The sequence below is a fragment of the Actinomadura meridiana genome, assembly GCF_039537545.1.
Lineage (GTDB): Bacteria > Actinomycetota > Actinomycetes > Streptosporangiales > Streptosporangiaceae > Spirillospora > Spirillospora meridiana.
Genome location: NZ_BAABAS010000011.1, coordinates 92529 through 113964, shown reverse-complemented (window position 1 = coordinate 113964; position 21436 = coordinate 92529). Strand labels below are relative to the sequence as shown.

The 21436-nt window shown below is 68.2% G+C and carries 29 protein-coding genes and 1 pseudogene; 17 read left to right on the top strand and 13 right to left on the bottom strand.

The window, feature by feature from the left end; genetic code table 11:
* Positions 1–50 precede the first annotated feature (50 nt).
* The 4 genes from ABD808_RS20180 to ABD808_RS20165 all read left to right on the top strand — a co-directional run bounded on the left by ABD808_RS20180 (position 51) and on the right by ABD808_RS20165 (position 4295).
* Positions 51–1301, top strand: coding sequence for a MurT ligase domain-containing protein (locus ABD808_RS20180; protein WP_344898901.1), 1251 nt, complete (start codon positions 51–53; stop codon positions 1299–1301).
* Positions 1291–2007 (top strand): type 1 glutamine amidotransferase, encoded by a 717-nt coding sequence (locus ABD808_RS20175; RefSeq protein ID WP_344898899.1) that lies wholly within the window; start codon positions 1291–1293, stop codon positions 2005–2007. The genes ABD808_RS20180 and ABD808_RS20175 overlap by 11 nt, the downstream gene beginning before the upstream one ends.
* Before the next feature lie 453 nt (positions 2008–2460).
* Complete coding sequence (locus ABD808_RS20170) at positions 2461–2775, top strand: DUF485 domain-containing protein (RefSeq protein ID WP_344898897.1); 315 nt, start codon at positions 2461–2463, stop codon at positions 2773–2775.
* Positions 2772–4295: a solute symporter family protein gene (locus ABD808_RS20165; protein ID WP_344898895.1), complete on the top strand. Its 1524-nt coding sequence runs from the start codon at positions 2772–2774 to the stop codon at positions 4293–4295. Before ABD808_RS20170 ends, ABD808_RS20165 begins: the two co-directional genes overlap by 4 nt.
* 114 nt (positions 4296–4409) lie before the next feature.
* Here ABD808_RS20165 and ABD808_RS20160 read toward each other — a convergent pair whose 3' ends face one another.
* The 3 genes from ABD808_RS20160 to ABD808_RS20150 are packed head-to-tail and all read right to left on the bottom strand — an operon-like array spanning position 4410 to position 5794.
* The gene (locus ABD808_RS20160; RefSeq protein WP_344898893.1) at positions 4410–4985 is read right to left on the bottom strand and encodes a TIGR03086 family metal-binding protein; all 576 of its coding nucleotides are present in this window, start codon (positions 4983–4985) and stop codon (positions 4410–4412) included.
* A complete protein-coding gene (locus ABD808_RS20155; RefSeq protein ID WP_344898891.1) occupies positions 4972–5448 on the bottom strand; it encodes an SRPBCC domain-containing protein in 477 nt (158 codons plus the stop codon). The genes ABD808_RS20160 and ABD808_RS20155 overlap by 14 nt, the downstream gene beginning before the upstream one ends.
* Positions 5420–5794 (bottom strand): ArsR/SmtB family transcription factor, encoded by a 375-nt coding sequence (locus ABD808_RS20150; protein WP_344898889.1) that lies wholly within the window; start codon positions 5792–5794, stop codon positions 5420–5422. Before ABD808_RS20150 ends, ABD808_RS20155 begins: the two co-directional genes overlap by 29 nt.
* Before the next feature lie 169 nt (positions 5795–5963).
* Here ABD808_RS20150 and ABD808_RS20145 point away from each other — a divergent pair, with 169 nt between their 5' ends.
* Positions 5964–6929 carry a TIGR01777 family oxidoreductase gene (locus ABD808_RS20145; protein ID WP_344898887.1) on the top strand — a complete coding sequence of 322 codons (966 nt, stop codon included), beginning with the start codon at positions 5964–5966 and terminating at the stop codon, positions 6927–6929.
* Here ABD808_RS20145 and ABD808_RS20140 read toward each other — a convergent pair.
* The gene (locus ABD808_RS20140) at positions 6896–7852 is read right to left on the bottom strand and encodes a helix-turn-helix transcriptional regulator (protein WP_344898885.1); all 957 of its coding nucleotides are present in this window, start codon (positions 7850–7852) and stop codon (positions 6896–6898) included. The two genes, ABD808_RS20145 and ABD808_RS20140, sit on opposite strands and share 34 nt — an antisense overlap.
* A 103-nt stretch (positions 7853–7955) precedes the next feature.
* On the opposite strand from ABD808_RS20140, the gene ABD808_RS20135 reads away from it, so the two are divergent.
* Complete coding sequence (locus tag ABD808_RS20135) at positions 7956–8480, top strand: DinB family protein (protein WP_344898883.1); 525 nt, start codon at positions 7956–7958, stop codon at positions 8478–8480.
* A 15-nt stretch (positions 8481–8495) separates the two neighbouring features.
* Here the strand turns inward: ABD808_RS20135 and ABD808_RS20130 are convergent, their stop codons facing one another.
* The gene (locus ABD808_RS20130; protein ID WP_344898881.1) at positions 8496–9455 is read right to left on the bottom strand and encodes a DUF5954 family protein; all 960 of its coding nucleotides are present in this window, start codon (positions 9453–9455) and stop codon (positions 8496–8498) included.
* Positions 9456–9611: 156 nt separating this feature from the next.
* Entirely contained in the window at positions 9612–10634 is a 1023-nt protein-coding gene (locus ABD808_RS20125; RefSeq protein WP_344898879.1) for a TerC family protein, read from the bottom strand.
* 126 nt (positions 10635–10760) lie between these two features.
* Between ABD808_RS20125 and ABD808_RS38770 the strand changes: the two are divergent.
* Positions 10761–11336 (top strand): annotated as a pseudogene (locus tag ABD808_RS38770) (DUF2238 domain-containing protein); the annotation flags it as partial.
* Positions 11337–11360: 24 nt separating this feature from the next.
* Here ABD808_RS38770 and ABD808_RS20120 read toward each other — a convergent pair.
* Positions 11361–11723, bottom strand: a complete 363-nt coding sequence (locus tag ABD808_RS20120) for a DsrE family protein (protein ID WP_344898877.1) — start codon at positions 11721–11723, stop codon at positions 11361–11363.
* A 186-nt stretch (positions 11724–11909) separates the two neighbouring features.
* Here ABD808_RS20120 and ABD808_RS20115 point away from each other — a divergent pair, with 186 nt between their 5' ends.
* From ABD808_RS20115 to ABD808_RS20100, 4 genes are all read left to right on the top strand, one after another.
* Positions 11910–12395, top strand: a complete 486-nt coding sequence (locus ABD808_RS20115; protein ID WP_344898875.1) for a heme-binding beta-barrel domain-containing protein — start codon at positions 11910–11912, stop codon at positions 12393–12395.
* Between the two features lie 336 nt (positions 12396–12731).
* The gene (locus tag ABD808_RS20110) at positions 12732–13148 is read left to right on the top strand and encodes a Fur family transcriptional regulator (protein WP_344898873.1); all 417 of its coding nucleotides are present in this window, start codon (positions 12732–12734) and stop codon (positions 13146–13148) included.
* Between the two features lie 9 nt (positions 13149–13157).
* Complete coding sequence (ygfZ, locus tag ABD808_RS20105; RefSeq protein ID WP_344898871.1) at positions 13158–14132, top strand: CAF17-like 4Fe-4S cluster assembly/insertion protein YgfZ; 975 nt, start codon at positions 13158–13160, stop codon at positions 14130–14132.
* 87 nt (positions 14133–14219) lie between these two features.
* The gene (locus ABD808_RS20100; protein ID WP_344898869.1) at positions 14220–14696 is read left to right on the top strand and encodes a hypothetical protein; all 477 of its coding nucleotides are present in this window, start codon (positions 14220–14222) and stop codon (positions 14694–14696) included.
* Here the strand turns inward: ABD808_RS20100 and dtd are convergent, their stop codons facing one another.
* Positions 14697–15122 (bottom strand): D-aminoacyl-tRNA deacylase, encoded by a 426-nt coding sequence (gene dtd, locus ABD808_RS20095; protein WP_344899005.1) that lies wholly within the window; start codon positions 15120–15122, stop codon positions 14697–14699.
* Here dtd and ABD808_RS20090 point away from each other — a divergent pair.
* Positions 15121–15966, top strand: coding sequence for a beta-keto acid cleavage family enzyme (locus ABD808_RS20090; RefSeq protein WP_344898867.1), 846 nt, complete (start codon positions 15121–15123; stop codon positions 15964–15966). The genes dtd and ABD808_RS20090 overlap by 2 nt on opposite strands.
* Here the strand turns inward: ABD808_RS20090 and ABD808_RS20085 are convergent.
* Together ABD808_RS20085 and ABD808_RS20080 are read right to left on the bottom strand one after the other, a co-directional pair.
* Positions 15920–16102 carry a helix-turn-helix domain-containing protein gene (locus ABD808_RS20085; protein WP_425548952.1) on the bottom strand — a complete coding sequence of 61 codons (183 nt, stop codon included), beginning with the start codon at positions 16100–16102 and terminating at the stop codon, positions 15920–15922. The genes ABD808_RS20090 and ABD808_RS20085 overlap by 47 nt on opposite strands.
* Before the next feature lie 59 nt (positions 16103–16161).
* On the bottom strand, positions 16162–16353 hold the full coding sequence (locus ABD808_RS20080; RefSeq protein WP_344898865.1) for a hypothetical protein: 192 nt from the start codon (positions 16351–16353) through the stop codon (positions 16162–16164).
* 498 nt (positions 16354–16851) lie between these two features.
* On the opposite strand from ABD808_RS20080, the gene ABD808_RS20075 reads away from it, so the two are divergent.
* The 3 genes from ABD808_RS20075 to ABD808_RS20065 all read left to right on the top strand — a co-directional run bounded on the left by ABD808_RS20075 (position 16852) and on the right by ABD808_RS20065 (position 18140).
* Positions 16852–17679 (top strand): helix-turn-helix domain-containing protein, encoded by an 828-nt coding sequence (locus ABD808_RS20075; protein WP_344898863.1) that lies wholly within the window; start codon positions 16852–16854, stop codon positions 17677–17679.
* Positions 17595–17861, top strand: a complete 267-nt coding sequence (locus tag ABD808_RS20070) for a DUF397 domain-containing protein (protein WP_344898861.1) — start codon at positions 17595–17597, stop codon at positions 17859–17861. Before ABD808_RS20075 ends, ABD808_RS20070 begins: the two co-directional genes overlap by 85 nt.
* Positions 17862–17945: 84 nt before the next feature.
* A complete protein-coding gene (locus ABD808_RS20065; RefSeq protein WP_344898859.1) occupies positions 17946–18140 on the top strand; it encodes a DUF397 domain-containing protein in 195 nt (64 codons plus the stop codon).
* Between the two features lie 492 nt (positions 18141–18632).
* Here ABD808_RS20065 and ABD808_RS20060 read toward each other — a convergent pair whose 3' ends face one another.
* Positions 18633–18944: a hypothetical protein gene (locus ABD808_RS20060; protein WP_344898857.1), complete on the bottom strand. Its 312-nt coding sequence runs from the start codon at positions 18942–18944 to the stop codon at positions 18633–18635.
* Positions 18945–19360: 416 nt separating this feature from the next.
* On the opposite strand from ABD808_RS20060, the gene ABD808_RS20055 reads away from it, so the two are divergent.
* Positions 19361–19933: a hypothetical protein gene (locus tag ABD808_RS20055; RefSeq protein ID WP_344898855.1), complete on the top strand. Its 573-nt coding sequence runs from the start codon at positions 19361–19363 to the stop codon at positions 19931–19933.
* A 97-nt stretch (positions 19934–20030) separates the two neighbouring features.
* Here ABD808_RS20055 and ABD808_RS20050 read toward each other — a convergent pair whose 3' ends face one another.
* A complete protein-coding gene (locus ABD808_RS20050) occupies positions 20031–20417 on the bottom strand; it encodes an ATP-binding cassette domain-containing protein (RefSeq protein ID WP_425548950.1) in 387 nt (128 codons plus the stop codon).
* Here ABD808_RS20050 and ABD808_RS20045 point away from each other — a divergent pair.
* Positions 20337–20756, top strand: coding sequence for an NADAR domain-containing protein (locus ABD808_RS20045; protein WP_344898853.1), 420 nt, complete (start codon positions 20337–20339; stop codon positions 20754–20756). The two genes, ABD808_RS20050 and ABD808_RS20045, sit on opposite strands and share 81 nt — an antisense overlap.
* A 74-nt stretch (positions 20757–20830) precedes the next feature.
* On the opposite strand, the gene ABD808_RS20040 is transcribed toward ABD808_RS20045, so the two are convergent.
* On the bottom strand, positions 20831–21379 hold the full coding sequence (locus ABD808_RS20040) for a hypothetical protein (RefSeq protein ID WP_344898851.1): 549 nt from the start codon (positions 21377–21379) through the stop codon (positions 20831–20833).
* Positions 21380–21436: the final 57 nt, after the last annotated feature.

The following is a 21436-nucleotide window of genomic DNA, read 5'->3' as shown; positions in this document are numbered from 1 at the left end:
ACGGCTAGGCTCGGAGCGGTTCGCCAGCGCATCAAGAGAAGACGGAGTCCATGAGCGATCTTCCGCTGCGTTCGCAGCTGGCCGTCGCGCTCGGTCGTACGGCCGCCAGGATGTCCCGCATGGCGGGCCGCGGGGACGGCTCGGTGATCGGCGGAAAGGTCGGCCTCCGCCTCGACCCCGAGCTGCTGACCAGGCTCGCCAAGGACCGCAAGCTCGTCCTCGTCAGCGCCACCAACGGCAAGACGACGACGACCCGGCTGATCACCTCGGCGATGACGCCGCTCGGGGAGGTCGCCACGAACGCGTTCGGCGCGAACATGCCGACCGGTCACGTGTCCGCGCTCGCGTCCGCGCCCACCGCCCGCTACGGCGTGCTGGAGTGTGACGAGAAATACGTCCCGATCGTGCTGAAGGAGACGGGTGCGAACCTGATCGCGCTGATGAACCTCAGCCGCGACCAGATGGACCGCGCCGCCGAGATCTGGCTGCTCGCCGGAAAGTGGCGCCGCGCGCTGGAGGCGTCCCCGCAGAGCCACGTCATCGCCAACTGCGACGACCCGCTCGTCACCTGGGGCGCGTCCACCGCCAAGAGCGTCACCTGGGTCGCGGCGGGCCAGCACTGGCGCGAAGACTCCTGGTGTTGCCCCGAGTGCGGCGGCCCCCTCGACCGGCAGGACACCGACGAGGACAGCGACTGGGCCTGCCGCCAGTGCCACTTCCGCCGTCCCCGCCCCGACTGGACGCTGCGGGGCGAGCTCATCACCGCGCCGGACGGCCGGACGTTCGGCCTCACCGGGCTGTCCCTGCCGGGCCGCGCGAACCGGTCGAACGCGCTGGTGGCGCTCGCGGTCGTCGCGCACTTCGGCGTCCCGCCCGAGCAGGCGCTGCCGCTGTTGTCGCAGGTCACGTCCGTCGCGGGCCGCTACACCACGGTCGAGCACGAGGGCCGCTCGATCCGGCTCCTGCTGTCGAAGAACCCGGCCGGGTGGTTGGAGGCGTTCGACGTCCTGCAACCCGCGCCCGGTCCCGTCGCCCTGTCGGTGAACGCGCAGGGGCCGGACGGACGCGACACGTCCTGGCTCTGGGACGTCGACTACCGCATCCTGCGCGGCCGTCCCGTCTGGATCACCGGCGAGCGCCGCATCGACCTCGCCGCCCGGCTGGAGGCCGCCGACGTCCACTTCACGGTCGTGGACGACATCGACCAGGCGGTCATGGCCGTCCCGCCGGGCCATCTCGACGTGATCGCCAACTACACCGCCTTCCAGACCATCCGAACGAGGTACGGCCGTGTCGTCTGACCGCATCAAAATCGTCTGGATCTACCCGGACCTGCTCAGCACCTACGGCGACCAGGGCAACACGATCGTCCTGGAGCGCCGCGCGGCGCTGCGCGGCATCCCGACCGAGACGGTCGGCCTGCGCTCGGACGAGCACGTCCCCGCCGACGGCGACATCTACCTGCTCGGCGGCGGCGAGGACCGTCCGCAGATCCTCGCGGCGCAACGCCTGCGCGGCGACGGCGGCCTCGCCCGCGCCGTGCAGAGCGGCGCGGTGGTCTTCGCGGTGTGCGCGGGCTACCAGCTCCTCGGCCACGAGTTCGGTGGCGAGGAGGGCCAGCCCGTCCCCGGGCTCGGCCTGCTCGACATCCGCTCCACCCGCGGCGAGCAGCGCGCGGTCGGCGAGATCGTCGGCGACGTCGCGGCGGAGCTGAACGTCCCGCGCATCACCGGCTTCGAGAACCACCAGGGCGTCACGCACCTCGGCCAGAACGCGCACCCGCTCGCACGGGTCGTGCACGGCACCGGCAACGGCGACGGCGACGGTTTCGAGGGCGCCTACAGCGGCCGCGTCCTCGGCACCTACATGCACGGCCCGGCGCTCGTCCGCAACCCCGGCCTGGCCGACCTGCTCCTGCGCTGGGCGGTGGGCCACGACCTCCAGCCCCTGGACGACTCCTGGGCCGGACGCCTCCGCGAGGAACGCCTCAACGCCGTCGTGGGCTGACTCCGTCCTTTACAAGGGGCCCCTTAACAGCCGTTTTCCGGCCGCCCTGGCCCGGCGACTGGAAAACGGACGCGCCGTTCAGGCGGCTGAGCCATGGCTGCTCCTTTTGTCGTTCCCCTCGTCTCCGTCGACGGAAGACGGCTCCCGCCGGGATAGGTGGGGGCAACTCGTCGCCGGGTAATGGGCCCCAATGGGCCCCTGCCGCCGGTCCCTCGGGTTCATCACCGGGGTGGATGCCGTCCGGCGCGTCGAGTTCCGAAATGCGGTTTCGCGGCTGACCGGACACAAAGATCTTTTGTGGAGGGTTTCGGCAGCTCAGAGGCTGTTTTATTCTGTCGGTCCGTGATCGCTGTCGCACACACAGCGACAGAGGGGCTTCCTCTACGACTTCGTATATGTTTTCCTATACGGGTCCTTGCTCGGCGCTGCTGCCACCAGAGGAGGCGCACCCGGATGGCCCACCCCCCTGAACATCCGACGACCGGACCCGAACCCGAACCCGCCGAGACCCCGCCGCCCGCGTCCCACGCGGAACACGACGCGATGATCCGGCGGCACAAGCGCACGGTGCTCACCGCGGCGGCGGTCACCATCGTCGTCTTCATGGCGTATCCCGTGCTGACCACGTTCACGGGCGTCTTCAACGGCGTCTCGAACGGGATCGGCGCCGGGTACGCCGCCGGTCTGGTCGTCGTCGTGCTGCCCCTGCTCGGCGGCGTCGCCTACATCAGGTGGACGTCCCGGATCGAGGAGAGGGGACGCCGATGAACGGCACCGCAGTCAGCATCGTCGCCGCGCTGATCGTGATCACCCTGGCGCTGACGACCTACGCCGCCCGCCGCAACAAGAGCACCGAGGACCACTACGTCGCGGGCGGACGGGTCGGCGGCTGGCAGAACGGGCTCGCCCTCGCCGGAGACCAGCTCTCCGCCGCGTCCTTCCTCGGCATCACCGGCGCGGTCGCGCTGACCGGGTTCCACGGCTTCTACCTGGCGGTCGGTGTCCCCGCGGCGTACCTGCTGATGATGCTCGTGATCGCCCAGCCGCTGCGCAATCTCGGCCGCTACACCCTCGCCGACGCCGTCGCGGCCCGGTTCGAGGGACGCGGGCTGCGCGCCGCGATGGCGGTGTCGAGCCTCGCGATCAGCGTCATCTACATGGTGATCCAGTTCGTCGGGGCGGGACTGCTCGCGCAACTCCTGCTCGGCATCGACTTCCCCGCCGCGGTGATCATCATCGGCGTGCTGATGACCGTCTACACCATTCTCGGCGGAATGGTCGGGACGACCTATATCCAGGTGTTCAAGGCGGGCGTGCTGCTCGTCACGGCGGTGGCGCTGCTGGTCATGGTGATGGCCGACAGCGGCGGCAACCCGCTCGGCCCGATGAAGGACGCCGCCGCCCACTTCGGCGACGGCGTGATCGCGCCGCACCAGGAGGGCTTCACCGACTCGCTGGACACGGTGTCGCTGACGCTCGGCATGCTGCTCGGCATGATGGGCCTGCCGCACGTCATGGTGCGGTTCCTCACCGTCCGCGACTCCAAGGCCGCCCGCGACTCCGCCCACATCGCGCTGTGGATCTTCGGCGGGTTCTTCATCGCGCTGCCGCTCTTCGGATACGCCGCCCTCAACGAGGTGGGCAAGGCCCGGATCATCGCCGACAACAAGGCGGGCAACCTCGCCGCGCCCCGCCTGGCCGAGGCCATCGGCGGCAACCTGTTCTTCTCCATCGTCGCGGCCGTCGTCATGGTGACGATCCTGGCGGTGCTCGCGGGCCTGGCGATCGCCACGTCCGGCGCGGTCGCGCACGACCTGTACACCGTCGCGATCAAACGGGGCGAGGTGTCGCCCAGGCAGCAGTTGTTCATCGGCCGGTTCGCCGGGGCGGTCGTCTCGATCGTCGCGATCCTGATCGCCCTGTGGGCCAAGACGCTCAACATCGCGTTCCTCGGCAACCTGGCGTTCGCCGTCGCCGCCAGCACGACGATGCCGGTGCTGGTCCTGACCATCTACTGGCGGCGGTTCAACCGGTCCGGCGCGATCGTCGGCCTGATCGGCGGGCTGGTGTCGTCCGTGGGGCTGGTCGTGGTCGGCCCGGACGTCATGGGCGACTCGCACCTGTTCCCGCTGACCGACCCGGCGCTGGTGTCGATCCCGATCGGCTTCCTGTGCGCGTACCTCGGCAGCCTCATCGGACGCGGCGACGCCGCCGCGGCGGGCAAACCCTACGACGAGCTGGCCCGACGCGCCTTCCCGCTCGGCGAACGCGCGACGTCGTCGGCGTAGCGGTAGGTCGGTAGACGGGTAGGTCGGTAGGCATGTGTAGGTCGGTAGGCAGGTAGGTCCTGGTGGCGCGGGGGCAACGCGCGCCACCAGGACCGGGCTTGTCGAGGTCGGGGGTTAGTTCGGGGGCGTCCAGAAAGGGTCGCGGCCGATGAATCCCAGCAGCCTGGTCTGCGCGTCGGCGTCGTCCGGCACCGCGATCTTGGGGCCGTACTGACCGGAGGACCGCAGGATGTCGTCGATCGGTTCCATCCCGGACAGCAGCATGCCGCAGAACTCGGCGTCCAACCGGTCGTCCTGGCCCGTGGCGCGCGCCAGGTCCCAGGTGTGCATGAACACGTCCGACGTGTAGAACTGGTCGATCGCGCGGTCCAGGGGCAGCGAGCCGATGTGCGGGTTGGTCAGCACGCGGTCGGCGGTCGCCGGGTCGTCCAGCAGGGCCTGGACGGCGTCGCAGTGGACCTGCCACGCGGCGACCGGATCGTCGTCCACGGACGGCCCGCCCGCCAGTTCGATGTCGGCGCCCGACGCCAGGAACGCGGGGAACCATTCGGTCAGGTGCCGGACGACGTCGCGCGCGGTCCAGTCGTCGACCGGGGACGGGACGTCCCAGGACGAGGTCCCCTTCACCCGGTCGGTGAACAGCAGGCCGATCTCCCGGTGCCGTTCGGCGGGGTGGTCAGACAGAGCCATCGGTGAGCATCCTTTCGAGCTTTGCGTGGCCTTCGTTCAGGCCGGTGTCCATGCCGCTGGCCAGCCAGGCGTCGCGTCCTTCGAAACTGTCGACCAGGGATTGCACGCGCAGCCGCGTGCGGCCCTCGCCGAGGCTCTCGAACCGCAGCGTCTCCAACGCGACGCCGTCCGGTTCGCCCTCGAAGGTGAAGGTCTGCACGATGCGGTCCGGACGGATCTCGTGGAAGCAGCCGCGGAAGGCGTACTCGGCGTCGTCGCGGAACGAGACGTACCGCCAGCATCCGCCGGTGCGGGCGTCCCACTGGTCGATCCGCGTCTCCATGCCGTTCGGACCGATCCATCGGGCGAACAACACCGGGTCGGTGTGGGCGCGCAGCAGTTGTTCCGGCGTCCCCGCGAAGTCGCGGGTCATGCGGATGATCGGCAGTTCCGGATCAGCCTCGATGGACGTCTCCCTGGTCATGGGCGGCTCCATCCTTCTCGTCGGTCTCGGTCAGCTCCGCCAGGACGGCGTCGAGACGGCGGTACCGCTGCTCGGCCCGGCGCCGGTAACGCTCGATCCAGGTGTCCATCAGGTCGAACACTCCGGCCTCCAGCCGCACCGGCCGGGGCTGCGGGCCGCGCGGGCGGCTCACCAGCCCGGCGTCCTCCAGCACCCGCAGGTGCTTGTACACCGCCTGGAGCGTCATCTCGTACGGCTCGGCCAGCTGGTTCACCGTCGCGTCCCCATCGGCGAGCCGGGCCACGATGTCGCGCCGGGTCGGATCGGCGAGCGCGGCGAAGACCCGCGACAGCGTGTCGGCGGTCATCGCCCCCCTCGTTTCAACTTTGTGGTTGAAACACCACCGTAGGGCGCCCGGTTCCGTCGAGTCAACCGCGAGGTTGAAAGCCCTGCGTAACGCGGAGAGGTCGGCCCTCTTTGAACACGTTCAACTTTCTGCGTTAGGCTCGTCCGCACGGACCGGAAGGTGGGACGCGATGAAGCTGGTGATCCCCGGTGGGACCGGGCAGGTCGGGACGATCCTGAACCGCGCGCTGACCGCGGCGGGCCACGAGGTCGTGGTGCTGACCCGGACGCCCCGGCGCGACGACGAGATCCGCTGGGACGGCGAGACGCTCGGCCCGTGGGCGGAGACGATCGACGGCGCCGATGTCGTGATCAACCTCGCCGGACGCAGCGTGAGTTGCCGATACACGCCCGACAACCTCCAGGCCATGATGGATTCGCGGGTCCGCTCCGCCGCAGCCGTGGGTGAGGCGATCGCGGCCGCCGCCCGTCCGCCCGGGGTCTGGTTGCAGATGAGCACCGCGACGATCTACGCGCACCGGTTCGACGCGCCCAACGACGAGGCGACCGGCGTGATCGGCGGCGACGAGACCGGCGTCCCGCGCTACTGGTCCTACAGCGTGGAGATCGCCAAGGCGTGGGAAAGGGCGCAACGGCGGGCCGAGACCCCGTCCACCCGAAAGGTCGCCCTGCGTTCCGCCATGGTGATGAGCCCCGATCGCGGCGGCGTCTTCGACGTCATGCTGTGGCTGGCGCGACTCGGCCTCGGCGGCCCGGTCGCGGGCGGTGCGCAATACGTCTCGTGGATCCACGACCACGATTTCGTCCGCGCCGTCGAATTCCTGATAGGTCGCGACGACCTCGACGGCCCGGTCAATCTCGCCGCACCCGGCCCGCTGCCGCAACGTGAATTCATGCGCGCGCTGCGTTCCGCGTGGGGTGTCCCGGTGGGGCTCCCCGCGACGAAATGGATGGCTGAAATAGGAGCCCTGGCCCTGCGCACGGACACCGAACTCCTTCTCAAAAGCCGCCGCGTCGTCCCCGGCCGTTTGCTGGACGCCGGATTCTCCTTCGACCACGCCCAATGGCCGGAGGCCGTGAACGACCTCGTCCACCGTGTCCGTCAGGCGCGCCCGAAGCGAGCCGCCCATTCCTGAACATAGGCGCGCAGCTCGGGCGGTTTCACGATGTGGAAGTCGGCGCCGACCATGCCCAGCGCCGATGTCGGCCATTCCAGACCGTCGGCCGTCATGTGCACGCGGCAGTGGTCGGCGTCGATCTCCTCGATCGTGCTCCACCGGCCGATCCGTTTCCTGGCGACCCCGGCGGGCGCGTCCACGATCACCTCCACCTGGCAGGAGCGGGTTCCCCGTTCGTCCACGTTGACGCGGACGAACTCCGCCGCGTCCACCGCCGGCAACTCGCGTGGACGGAACCGCGCCCCGGTCGTCTCCGGCCCGGAAAGCCGGTCGACGCGGAAACTGCGCCAGTCCTGCCGGACGAGGTCGTACGCCGCCAGATACCAGCGCCGCCCCAGCCGGACGAGCCGGTGCGGCTCGACCTCGCGTTCCGTCCGGTCGCCGCCCGCCGAGGTGTAGCCGAAGCGGATGCGCTCACTGTCCCGGCAGGCCAGCGCGATCGTGGTGAGGACGGACGCGTCGACGCTCGTCCCGGACGCCGCGCCCCACCCGGTCGGCACGGTCATCGCCCGCAGCGCCTCGACCCGGCGCCGCAGCCGCACCGGCATCACCTGCACGACCTTGGCCAGCACCCGCACCGACGACTCGGCGATGCCCTCCACCGCGCCCTGCGCCGCTGTCTGGAGGCCCACGGCCAGCGCGACGGCCTCCTCGTCGTCGATCACCAGCGGGGGCAGCACCGCGCCCGCCGCCAGCTGGTATCCGCCGTCCGCGCCGCGCCGTGCCTCGACCGGATAGCCCAGCTCCCGCAGCCGTTCGACGTCGCGGCGCAGGGTGCGGACGGACACGTCGAGCCGCTCGGCCAGCTCCGTCCCCGGCCAGAACCGGTGGGTCTGGAGCAGGGACAGCAGCCGCAACGTTCGGGTGCTGGTGTTCGCCATACCGCTAAGTCTGTCCGCTTTTAGGACAAAAAGTGGCCGCTATGGCTCCTAGCGTGGTGGTTGTTGGAGCGAAACGGACAAGACCGAAGGCGGAGACATGACCATGACGATCAACGAGCCGACCACCCAGGAGCGCGCCGACCTGCTGGTGATGCTGGCCAAGCACCGCCACTTCCTGCGCTTCACGACCCGTGACCTCACCGACGAGCAGGCCGGGCAGCGGACGACGGCCAGCGAGCTGTGCCTGGGCGGCCTCATCAAGCACGTCACCGCGGTCGAGCGGAACTGGGTGAACACCATCGTGGACGGCCCGTCCGCCATGCCCGACTTCACCGAGCTGACCGAGGAGGACTACGCCCGGCGCGCCGACGAGTTCCGGATGCTGCCCGGCGAGACCCTCGAAGGGGTGCTGGCCGCCTACGACGAGGTCGCCCGCCGGACCGACGGACTGGTCGACACCCTGCCCGACCTGGACGCCCTCCTGCCCCTCCCGAAGGCCCCGTGGTTCCAGGAGACGCACTGGTCGGTCCGCCGGGTCTTCCTGCACATCATCGCCGAGACGTCCCAGCACGCCGGGCACGCCGACATCATCCGCGAGGCCCTGGACGGCTCCAAGACCATGGGCTGACCGGCGATCCCGCCGCTAGCGGTTGGCGTTGAGGCCGTATCGTTCCTGGTCGGAGGGACGGGGGCCCTCCGGACCGTCCCGCCCCAGCCGCATGAACCGCGACACGCGAACCGTGCGGAACCGTCGTCCCAACGCACTGAACTCGGGGCCGGGGGACGACTCGATCTGCTCCGCCGCCTCGCCCCACTCGGCGAGTTCCTCCTTGGAGGCCGGGTCACCTTGGTACTTGCGCAGCAGCGGCAGGATCTCGGTGAAGTACGCCGCCAGGTTGTGCCGCGCGGAGTGGGGCCCGTCCCCGCCGGAGAACGGCTGCCAGGAGTCGCCGTCGATCTCCACCACCGTGAACGTCGGCGGGAGCAGAACGACCCCCGGATGGGTCTGGATGGCGTGCCGGGCCTCGGCCTCGACCTGCTCCGGGGCGGTCCCGGGGATCGGCAGATATCCGGCCAGATTCAGCTTCAGCTGGGTCTGCCACTGCCCGGTCGGCGCGAGCGGGTCGATCGGATGACCGGCCAGCAGCCGGGACTCGTCCGGCGGGTCGGTGTCGGTGGCCCTCGGCGGCTCCATCACGCCCCCGCCGATCAGCGTGTACTTCTCGATCCGGATCACCCGGTAGCGGCAGTCGCCGATCTCCCACTCGTCCTTGACGAGCTGCTCGCCCTCCGGCGGGTCGAGCCGGTCGGCGGCGGCCAGCATCGCGCGTCGCGGCGCCTCGTCGGGTTCCTTGCGGGACGTCAGCCGGAAATGGACCGCCATCGAGCGCCGCGACCCCTCCGGGTCGGACCCGCCGCTCGACCCGATGCGCCAGCCCCGGCCGTCCTGGATCGCGAAACCGAAGTCGGGCGAGCCGGCGGGGAACAGCTTGGGATGAGCCCGCATCCGCTCGCCCAGCTCGGCGTCACGCGCCGCCGGGGCCGGGTCCAGGTCGGCCACCACGTTGATCCGGTCATAGTTGCGCATCAGCGGGAACGACATGGCGACATCTTCACCCACCGGCAATGATCACGCAGGGGAATCACTCGGTTTCGCATGGTCCCGTTCCGATATGCCCGAAAGAATGGCGAAGTGGCTCGGGCCCGATGCGCGCTGGGCCACCGGGCAGAACATCCGGGCGACCGGCGGCCCGATCCTCTAGCGGCGGGACGAGGTCTCCTCCTCGCGGGGCCGCTTCTCGCGCGGCGTGCGGATGGAGCCCGCCTGCGCCCTCTCCTCCGGATGGTGGTGGACGCGGACCAGGCTCGCCGCCGTGGTGAACAGCAGGATCACCAGAATCACGCCGAGCGACAAAGGCGTCGGGATCTCGGGCACCGACTCCGTCACGTCCTCATGCAGGAACTGCAAGATGAGCTTCACCCCGATGAACCCGAGGATGGTCGACAACCCGATCGACAGGTACACGAGCCGTTCCAGCAGCCCCTCGATAAGGAAGTACAAGGCGCGCAGCCCGAGGAGCGCGAAGGCGTTGGCGCAGAAGACGAGGTAGGCGTCCTTCGTCACGCCGAACACGGCGGGGATGGAGTCGAGCGCGAACAGAACGTCCGTGCTGCCGATCGCGATGAACACGAGGACCAGCGGTGTCACCACGCGGTGGCCGTCCTCGTGCGCGAGCATCCGTCCGCCATGGAAACCGGTGCCCACGGGGAAGAACCGGCGCGCGCTGCGGACGATGAACGTGTCCTCCACGTCCGGCTGTTCGTTGCGGTGCCGGACGAGCTGCACCGCCGTCCAGATCAGGATCAACCCGAAGATCAGGAACGTGAACGAGAACAGATTGATCGCGGCGGCGCCGATCGCGATGAGCACGGCCCGCAGGATGAGCGCCGCCGCGATCCCGAACAGCAGCGTCTTCTGCTGGTACTCCTCGGGGACGGCGAACCGCGCCATGATGATCACGAAGACGAACAGGTTGTCGACCGACAGGCTCTTCTCGACCACCCAGCCGGAGAAGTACTCGGTGCCCGCGGTCGGCCCGACGGCGGCCCACACGACGAAGCCGAACACGATCGCGACGGTGATGTAGAACGCCGACCAGAACGCGGCCTCCCGCAGCCCGACCCGATGCGGCCGCCGGACGGCGACGAGCAGGTCGAACACGAACAGCGCGATGATCACGGCGATCGTCGCGCCCCAGGCCCAGGCGGGGATGTCGACCATGCGGCTCCACTCGGTCGGGCGTCGGCTGTTCCGGATGATCTATAACCGTTCTACGCCACTTGTACCTTCCGCGTCGCACCCGGGTTGTCCTGAGTACCTGTGACCGAAATCTGAGTATCCGCGCCCATGCGGAAGCGCCCGGCGGACCGTCACGCTGCGGTCATGAGCAATCCCCGATGGCGTCCCCCCGCCCTCCTCGCCAAGGCGTCCCTCGCCGCACTCCTGGCCCTCGCCGTCGCCTTCCCCGAATGGGACCGGTTCGCCGACAAGGCCATGGGCGCCCGCGCGGTCGCCTACCCCGCCGCCGCCCTCCTCGTCACCCTGGTCTGGGCCCTGCGCGGACGCGGAAAACCCTTCCCGTGGGACATCGACCTCCTGGTGACCGCACCGTTCCTCATCGACGTCGCGGGCAACGCGGCCGACCTCTACGACACCGTCGGATGGTTCGACGACGCCTGCCACTTCGGCAACTGGGCGCTCCTCTGCGCCGCCGCCGGAATCGCGCTGCGCCGCTGGGGCGGCCTCAACTCCTGGACGCTCGCCCTCTGCTGTGCAGGGATCGGCGCGGTCGCGGCCATCTGCTGGGAGGTCGCCGAGTACGGACTGTTCATCCTCGACACGCCCGAGGCCACCACCGCCTACCGCGACACCATCGGTGACCTGGTCCTCGGCCTCACGGGCGCCGTCACGGCGGGCGTGGTCATCGCGCTCACGGCCCGCCGAAGGTCAGTAGATGAGCGCCTGGACGTCGTCCCGGGTGACCTCTTCGACGAACGTCGGCGCCCCCGCGATGCGGATGCCGGGCACGACGTCGTCCGGCCCGATGTCCCGGCGGGCCGCGCACTGCGTGCAGAGGGTGACGCCTCCCGTGGTGAGGATCACGGTCAGCAGGTCGTCCAGGGGAGTGGCGTGCGGCAGTGAGAACTCCGCCGCCTTCCCCGGCAGCGCGAACCACGCGGACTCGCCGGTGAGCCACAGCGACACCGGCACCCCGCTCGCGGCGGCCGCGGCGGCCACCGTGAACGCCTGATTGCAGCGCTCGGGGGCGTCCGCGCCCGCCGTCACCTTGATCACCAGCGGTCTGGCCATGGGACGCACTCTAGTCGGCGTACGCGCGCCGACCGCGGGACGCGCGTAGCATCGTCCGGTATGGGTGGGGTTGTGAACGCGGCGATCCTGATCGCCGTCCTCGGGGTCGCGGCGGTGTCGGCCGTCCTGCTGGTGGTCCGGCTCGGACGTCTCAGATAGGACGCGGCACTACTACCCTCGATGCTCATGGATCCTGAGCTGCACGCGGACCTTGAGCCGCTGAAGTTCCTCCTCGGCACCTGGGAGGGCGCCGGTGTCGGCGGCTATCCCACGATCGAGTCGTTCAACTTCGGGCAGGAGCTGTCCTTCACCCATATCGGCAAGCCCTTCCTGGTCTACGCCAGCCGCACCTGGCTGATCGAGGAGGACGGCACGCTCGGGCGCCCGCTCGCGGTGGAGACGGGCTACTGGCGGCCGCGTCCGAACAACGAGGTCGAGGTCACGCTGGCTCACCCGACGGGCATCGTGGAGCTCTACGTCGGCAACGTCGCGTTCAGCCGCGTCGAGCTGCGCACGGACGTCGTCGCCCGCACCGAGTCGGCCAAGGAGGTCACCGGCGGGCACCGCCTGTACGGCATGATCGGCGAGGACCTCGGCTGGGCCTACGACATGGCCGCCATGGGCCAGGACCTCCAGTCCCACCTGTCCGCCCAGCTCAAGAGGGTCGCCTGACGAGGGCCGCTGGAAATGAACGATCCCCGGACCTCCCCGCCATGGGGGCGGGCGATGGACAGGACTGGTCCATCGGTCCGGGGACCGGGTAACTGCCTGGGATTCGCCGGTCACCGTCGCGACCGGTTGCCTCCGCCCGGGGGGCGGCGGCGCCGAGGCGGAACGGCGACTAGCGGACAGCCACCTCGCGAGTCCTGAAATCAACCATTTCTTGGACCACCTCCTTTCGCGCGTACCTCGCACGTTATGTGAGCCGCGCGCGGTGAGGCAAGCAAGTTTTCCGCCGAGCGGACGCCGGGCGGTTCGGGTCCTTCGACCTGGATCTAGACTCGTTACATGGTCGAATCGTGGCAGGAGGAGCTGCGGGCGAAGGGGTACCGGGTCACCCCCCAACGCCAGCTGGTCCTTGAGGCTGTCACCAATCTGGAGCACGCGACCCCCGAGGAGATCTGCGCGGAGGTACAGCGCACCGCCCAGGGCGTGAACATCTCCACCGTGTACCGGACGCTTGAGCTGCTCGAAGAACTCGGGCTCGTCAAGCACGCCCATCTCGGACATGGCCCACCGAACTACCACTTGGCGGCCGAGGCGGAGCACATCCACCTCGTGTGCCGGGGGTGCCACATCGTCCAGGACGTCGATCCGGCCACGGCGGGCGGGCTCGCGGACGTCCTCGAACGCGACTTCGGTTTCCAGACGGACGTGCATCACCTCACTGTCTACGGGCGGTGCAAGGACTGCCGCGCGACATAACCTGGTTCCATGGAGAGCCCGTTGCTGGAGTCGCCCGGAGCCGTCGCCGCCGATGCGCCCGACCAGGAGGTCGCCGCGCACTACGGAGAACCCGCCCAGGAGCAACGCGCCCTGGAAGAAGGGGCGGCCTACGTCGACCGCGGCAACCGGGGCGTCATCAAGGTTTCCGGTCAGGACAGGTTGAGCTGGCTGCACAGCCTTCTCAGCCAGCACCTGGACGGGTTGAAGCCGTTCGAGCCGACCGAGGCGCTGCTGCTCAGCCCGAACGGGCACATCGAGAACCATCTGTTCCTGATCGACGACGGCGAGGCCGTCTGGGTGCACGTCGAGCCCGGCGCCGGGGCCGCGCTGGTGGACTTCCTTGACCGGATGCGGTTCATGCTCCGCGTGGAGGTCGCCGACGTGTCGGACGAGTACGCCGTGATCACCGTCCCCGGCCCCGCCGAACAGGGCGACCTGGCCTGGCCGGACGTCGCCGGGACCGTCACCAAGATCGTCCCGCGCGGCGCGTTTCCCGACCTGCGTCCGGCGGGCATCTGGGCGTACGAGGCGCTCCGCATCGCCGAGCACCGCCCCCGCTTCAACCTCGACACCGACCACCGGACGATCCCGCACGAGGCGGGATATGTGGAGACGGCCGTCCACCTCACCAAGGGCTGCTACCGGGGGCAGGAGACGGTCGCCCGCGTCCACAACCTCGGACGCCCCCCGCGCCGCCTCGTCTTCCTGCACCTGGACGGCAGCGTCGACCGGCTGCCCGCGCGCGGCGCCCCCGTCGAGATCCCGGGCGGCCGCGCGGTCGGTGTCGTCGGCTCGTCGGCCCGCCACCACGAGCTGGGCCCGATCGCGTTGGCGCTGGTCAAACGGAACGTCCCGGTCGACGCCGAGCTTCTCGCGGACGGCGTCGCCGCCGCGCAGGAGGTCGTCGTGTCACCGGAGACCGGCGCGAACGCGCAGATCAATCTCCGGCGACGACCCGCGTAATACGGGTAGATCATCCGCTCCCTGGGCAATATCGTGAAATAGACGATTTCTCACCGGCCGAGGCCCGGGGAAGGTGGATTCCTACCAATGGTCGCGAACCTGGGGCAAGAGGAGCCGCCCGCGTCACGGAAGGGCTCCCGGCGCCTCCCCCGCAGGGAGCCCCCGGCGGCCTGGTGGGCCCTGTTCGCCGCCGTCGGCCTGGTCGCCCTGTGGGCGGGGTCGTGGCGCGTCGCGCTGCTCGGACTCCTGATGTGGTGCCTGTACGAGTTCATCCTGGTCCCGGGCCAGTGCCGGGTGGTGTCGCATCAGGGCCACCCCTGCGCGGAGCGCGTCCGGGGCCGCCTGTTCGCCTGTGGCCCGGATCACCAGCAGTTGAAGAACGACTCCCTGTGGCGGCTGGTCGGGTTGCGCAACCCGTTCCAGAAGGACGACCCGGATTCCGGCGCCGTCGTCCACTCCCCATACGCGCGCGGACGCCTTCCACAGACCGACCGCGCCCTCATCGCCCTCGCCGCCCTGGGCACCGTCGCCACCCTGATCGGCATGGTCTACGGCTTCCGCTGATCAAACGTCGATGACCAGCGTGATCGGCCCATCGTTGACCAGCGCGACCTTCATGTCCGCACCGAACACCCCGGTCTCGACCGTCGCCCCAAGCTTCCGCAGCTCATCGACGACGGCGTCCACCAGAGGCTCAGCCACGGGCCCAGGCGCAGCGGCCGTCCAAGTAGGCCGACGTCCCTTCCGCGTATCGCCGTACAAGGTGAACTGGCTGACGACCAGCAGAGGCGCGCCGACATCCGAGCACGACTTCTCGCCGTCCAGGATGCGCAACCCCCACAACTTCGCCGCCAACCTGCGGGCCTTCCCGGCGTCGTCGTCATGGGTCACACCCACGAGGACGAGCAGCCCCGGCCCGTCGATCGCCCCGACGACCCGCCCGTCAACCGACACGCTGGACTGACTCACTCTCTGGACTACCGCACGCATGAGCATGCATTCTGCCGCCATGGGAGCAACAACGCTCATCACGGTGGCGCCCACGGGCGCGGAGTCCGCGAAGTCGGACGTTCCGGCCCTGCCCGTCACCCTCGATGAACTGGTTCAGACGGCCAAGGAGTGCGAGGCGGCCGGGGCGGCGGTCATCCACGTCCACATCCGCGACGCCGACGCGCGGCCCACGCTCGACCCGTCCCGCCTCCGAGACACGGTGCAGGCCCTGCGGGAGAGCACGAACCTGATAATCCAGCTCTCCACAGGCGGCGCGGTCACCGACCCATACAAGGATCGCCTAGCCGTCTTGGACGCCCAACCCGACATGTGCTCGCTCACCTGCGGGACGGTCAACTTCGGCGCCGACGTCTTCATGAACCCCTGGCCGTTCATGGTGGAGCTTTACGAGCGCACCCAGGCGATGGAGATCGTCCCGGAGTTCGAACTGTTCGACCTGGGCCACATAGCCGCCCTACACCGCCTCCTGGACAAATACGGACTGCCCTCCGGCGGCCACGTCCACTGCGACCTGGTGATGGGCGTCCCGGGCGGAATGCCAGGCGACACCCGAACCCTGACGACAGCCGTGGAGGTCCTCCCACCAGACTCAACCTGGTCAGCCACCGGCATTGGTCGCACATCCGTCCCCGTCCTGTTCGCGGCCCTCTCAGCAGGCGGCCACCTGAGAGTCGGCATGGAGGACACGATCACCTTCGCCAAGGGCCAACCGGCGACCTCGAACGCCCAACTTGTGGAACGTGCCACCCAGGCCGCCACCTTGGCTCAACGTCCACCTATGTCTTCCACCGACGCACGTCTCCTTCTCGGCATCGCGGGCTAGACGGGGCCAGCATCAGATACTCGACCTGCTGAAGGCTGTACCGGCGCCGCCCACCAGGCGTGCGGACGAAGACGAGCTTCCCTTCGTCCGCCCACCTGGTCACCGTGACCACGCTGACGCCGAACATCCGGGCCACCTCGGTGCCGATCAGAAGCTGGTCGGGCCCGAAGTCCCACCCATGCACAACCGTCGTGGTCACTTGGGCGCATCCCTCTCGCTGAACTCGACATGGCGGATCGTGAGGATGAGCCGGGCATGCCCAACACGCCCGGACGCACGCACACGCTCGTCACCCGGCACCAGATCGTCCTTGCGCAGCCACGGCCCATACACGCGGATGACGGCAAGCTGATACCAGTTGTCGACCGCCACCTCGTCGCAGGTCACGGGATCACCCACCCCGCGTAGACGACCTTCCCGCCCGTCTCGACGTGCCGCGCCCCCCACCCACACGCGATCGAGGCGACCATCAGTAGCCCACGCCCACCGTCCCTACTGCCCGAACAGCCCGGCGTGGGCAAAGTGTCATCGGCGTCCCACACTTCCACGAGATACAGACCCACAGGCCCCACTCGCGAGTAAGCGTCCGCCCGAAACGTCTCACTCTTGGCGTACCGAATCGCATTCGTCGCCAACTCCGAAACGATCAAGCGAACATCATCATTGTCGACCGGCCACCCTTCAGTGATCTCGCCGACATGATCACGGGCCCTCTTCGCGCTGGCCCGCACGCAAGGCAGAGTGATCATTAACCACACCCCCTCCCACCCACCTGCGGATTCGAGTTCCAAGCGTGGACGCATGGAGTTACGCTTGACGAGACGAAGCACGGCCACAGCAGAATGACAAGGCCTCAGCCCCCGGCGTATCGAGGTGTATCCCCGCATGGCCAACAACCGCATGACGCCGCGCACATTCCTTGCTAAGCAGATCCGGCGCCTGCGCGGCATGTCGGTTGATCCTGAAACCGGCAGGGAGATGACCCCGGCGGACCTGGCCAAACTGGTCTATAGGAGCGAATCCCTGGTCAAAGCGTGGGAGAGTGGACGCCGCGTCCCCCAACACGATGACCTGAGGCGCCTGGACGAAATCTTCGACACGAAAGGCCTGCTGGAGGAGATCGGGAAGGAGCTCGTCAAGAACGAGCGAGCCCCAGAGTGGATGGATCGGTGGCTGGAAATCGAGGAGAAATCCGATCAACTCCTTACCTATCAGCCGTTGCTTATCCCCGGATTGCTTCAGACCCCCGAGTATGCGTGCGCCGTCATCACCAAGTCGGGAAGGAAGGTTGATGACGTAGAAAAGCAGGTCGAACGACGAATTGATCGGCAAGAGGTGTTGTCCCCATACAATGACCTGATGCTCGTGGCCATCATAGACGAAGGGGCGCTCTACCGGCCTGTCGGTGATCAGACGACGATGCATGATCAGCTTGTCAAACTGCTGGAAATAGCCGAGTGTCCCGGTGTGAATGTACAGGTCGTCCCGCAAAATGTCGGAGCATACGCGGGGCTGGCCGGAGGGTTCGTCATCGCAAGCATGGAAGGCCATGACTTCGCTTATGTGGACGATGTCTTTAGTGGCGATGTCTTGGAGCACCCAGAGGAGGTTGCCATCATTAAGCGAATATGGGAAGATCTTCGCCTCGAAGCCTTGCCGGGAAAGCAATCGATCGAGCTAATCAGAAAGGCGCTGGACCAATGGAAAACCTGACGTGGCGGAAGTCGTCGCACAGTGGCAACGGTGGGGACACGTGCGTCGAAATGGCGCGCACCCCACATTCGGTTGCAGTGCGTGATTCGGAAGATCCTGATGGCCCGCGCCACTCCTACGCGCTGCCCGCAATAAAGTCGCTCTTTGCTGACATTCGGCATGGTCGTTATGACCTAATCTAACCAACTCCGGTGTTCGTGGGGGCGCCTTGAATATGGTGCCCCCGCGAACACCGGAAGCCGCGTCCTCTTGCAAGGTGGTGAGCAGTGGAGCAAGCGAATTGGCGTAAGAGCCGCAGATCGGGCGCCAACGGGGAGAACTGCGTCGAGGTCGCCAGCCTCTCGCGCGTGATTGGCGTGCGCGACAGTAAGGACCCGACCGGCGAGCAGCACGTGTTCAGCGTCGACGCGATGGCGGCGCTGTTCGAGGAGATCCGGCGCGGCCGTTACGACCTGCCCTGAGATCGACGCTTGCCTCGGGCATAGACCCGCACATTCCTCCCCGTCTTGTTCGCGGCCACCCTGGCCCAACGCGCCCTAATGCCCTCCACCTCCTCGGCATCGCACGCTGAAAGCAGGTGTTGACCAAGGACGGGGCCACCCAACCTGTGTAGACGACCTTCCCTCCGGTCGCGACGCGCCGTGCTCCCCACTGGCGGGCGAGAGCGCTGACCAGCAGAAGCCCTCGCCGACCGTCCCCAGCGCCTGCCCCGCCAGCTCGATGATCGGAGTCTCCCCGGGGCAGCCGCATCGAGAAGCGGGCCGGACCCGATGCTCCTGTTCGCCCCGCGTAGTGAACGGACGGACCGTCGACGTAATGGCGTCCGAGAACTGCCTGCCTGGGGGAAGGTGTCGCCAGGACGGACGGCTCCGGCGAGCACTTGCGCATTGGCCTCGACCGCCGCACCGCCAGTCCAATGTCGTAGACGCTTGAACATCACGGACCCGCCACGGTCACGCCGTTCCTTCCAGTCCGGGCCAGTGTGCGGTGCCGTGCACCTGCCGGACGTCCATGACGCGGCAACCCATGGCGCCGATCGCGGGCAGTAGCGCATCGCGCACTCGCGTGTCCTGCCCGGGTGGGTAGGCGACCCGGATCTGGTGGCCGTAGGCCGTCTCGTACATCAACCTCCACTCGTCGTCCGTCGCGGCGAAATGGTCCTGCCGGTCGCCGCCCGCGCCATTGAAACCGCCACGGGCGCTGGTCGGCGCCAGCCTCTGCCGCAGAATGCGGAGCCGCTCCTCATAGGGCGGCGCGCCTTCCACCTCCGTCAGCCGTAAGGATCAGTCGTAGGTCTTCCAATCGCCCGGGATTCTCCCCGGTCATCTCGTCCGGAGGGAGGCAGAAGAACTCGTCGCAGAACGTGCCGCGTCCGTAGCGGCGGGCGATCTCAATGAACTCGCGGGGAAAGGGTCAGCCCAAGGGCGTCCTCCACCCGCCTCCAGTCGGCGTGGGGCTCCACCGGCGCCACAGGCGGCGGCACGAGGGCCAACAGCCTTCCGATTTCTGTCATGGTCTCAGACCCTAACCACGGCATCGACGCTCGTCCGATCCCAGGGCCCAGGTGCGCGACGGGGCGTCGTGGGTCTGGAAAGGCGCCGGACACCACATCCGTAAAACGGCTAGTGGCGGACAGTGATGGTGGGACCCCTCCCGGCCAGCCGGGCCTAGCGTTCCGGGAATGAACGGCAGACGTCGATTTTCGTTCGATCAATGGGTGGCCTGGGTGATCAACCCGCTCGGGTTCGTGGCCGTCGTGTTCGCTTTCCTGATTCTCCCGTGTGCCTCGGTCACGGTCAAAGATTGGTCGCCCCTTACGACGAGCGACTTGTCTCCCTTCAAAGCCGCCACGGAAGGTTCCGCGACGGGTGCGAACATTCCGTTCGACCATGCGTTCTACCAGAACGACTTCAGTTGGCCGTGGGCGCTGCGCCTCGGGACGGCCGTAACGGTCCTCGTCATCGCGGCGGGTGCGGGAACCGGTCTGTTTCGTTCTGCCGAGAGGCGTCTACTACGTGCTGCCCAGGTGGCGGCGGTCGCCGAGGTTTTCCTGGTGCTGGCGGTGCTGTCGGTCGCGTCACGGATGGAGGAGACCACCTATGTCGTCCTCGCCAACCTGGTCCAGTTGGACGATGTTTCGCATTTCCAGATCACCGCGGGCCCCGAAGGCGGGTTCTGGCTCTCACTCATCGGCCTGGCACTGATTTTCGCGATCAATCTTCTCGCGCTGCGCATCATACGCCGACGCGACTGACGCCTGGAGGCGGCCGGTGAATGGCCCACCGGCCACCTTTCCGCCGGGCCGCGCCGCCGTCCTGGCGGCGCGCATGCCACCGTGTGTGGTGGTCGTGTTACGAGGATTGTTCGGGCTCTTGGGCTGGAGCGGTGGGGCTGAACACGGAGTGGCATCTTTGTTGGATGTAGTCGCTGTGGGTGGCGATGATCACGGCGCAGCCGTCGTCGCTCATTGTGCGTAGGGTGTCGACGACCATGGTGGCGTTGGCCTTGTCCAGGGCGCCTGTAGGTTCGTCGGCGAGGATCAGGGACGGTTGCTTGACCAGCAGGCGGGCGAGAGCGACCCGTTGCTGCTCGCCGCCACTGAGCTGGTGGATCCTGTCCTTTTCGCGCCCTGCCAGGCCCACCCGTTCGAGTGCGTCGTGGTGATTGCGGCGACTTGTGAGAACGACGCGGAGATTGTCGGCCACGGTCGCGTTCTCGATGAGTGCGTAACCCTCCATGGGTACTGGGCGAGCGCGGTGGCCTCCCGCTCGGACCACGACCGTGTCCGGGACGCGGCCACTGCCCGGGAGGCCCACGAGATCGGCGGCCGGTGTGCATTGCGGCCGGACTGGGCCGTGGTCCGGACTGCCGTGATGGCTGATCTGCTGCGCGCCAAGTTCACCCAGAACCCGGAAATGGCTGAGATCCTGCTGTCCACCGCAGACGCACGGATCAGCTACACCGGCATCTCCGAGTCCCCGTTCTGGATTGACCGGAGTTCTCGCGAAGGACGCAACTGGGTCGGACGCCTGCTGGAACTCGTCCGAGCTGAACTCCTCCAGTCAGCCAGTGGTTGAGGGCCGTCGCGGGGATGACGTCATGCCCATGAACCTCCGGGGCCGACGCATGGTCTGCGGAGGGAAGGGCGGCGTCAGTCCAGACCGGCGTAGATCCACTGGACAGTGGAGCGGCAGTTCAAGGTGTCAGTGCGCCGCGCTGTGAACTGAACAAAACGGGTCTCGCGTGGGGGAGTGCCGGTGACGCGCTGCTCGTCGCTCCCCGCTTTGACCGTGCCGTGCGCGAGGGGCTTGCCATCGGCAAGCAACGACCAGTCGACTACGGCTGCGCAATCCCGAACCTCGTCCTCGACCAACTTCGCCGCATCCAAGCGGAACGAGCCTCGAAACTTCGCCCCGTCCTGGATGTTCTCCCGCTTGAACTGGGTCTGTATGACGCCTGACGCAGGGATGCGCCACTTGAAGCCGGACGGCGGACAGGGACCGTAGTTATTGAAGCAGGCCGAGTTCTTCATTTCCTCGGGCTTGTCGCCGGATGCGTAGTCCAGTCCGTTCGTCGAATCCGAGTGGGCGTAGTTGTAGGCAAGGAAGGCGGCTGCCGCTATGACGACGACCACACACCCCGTCGCGGCCGTGCCCTCAGGCAGGCCAAAGGAGAGATATGAATCGCTACGCCCGGACACGCACCCTCCCAAGCCCGTGGACACCCTCTCACTCTGGGTAGCACAAGTTGACCACAC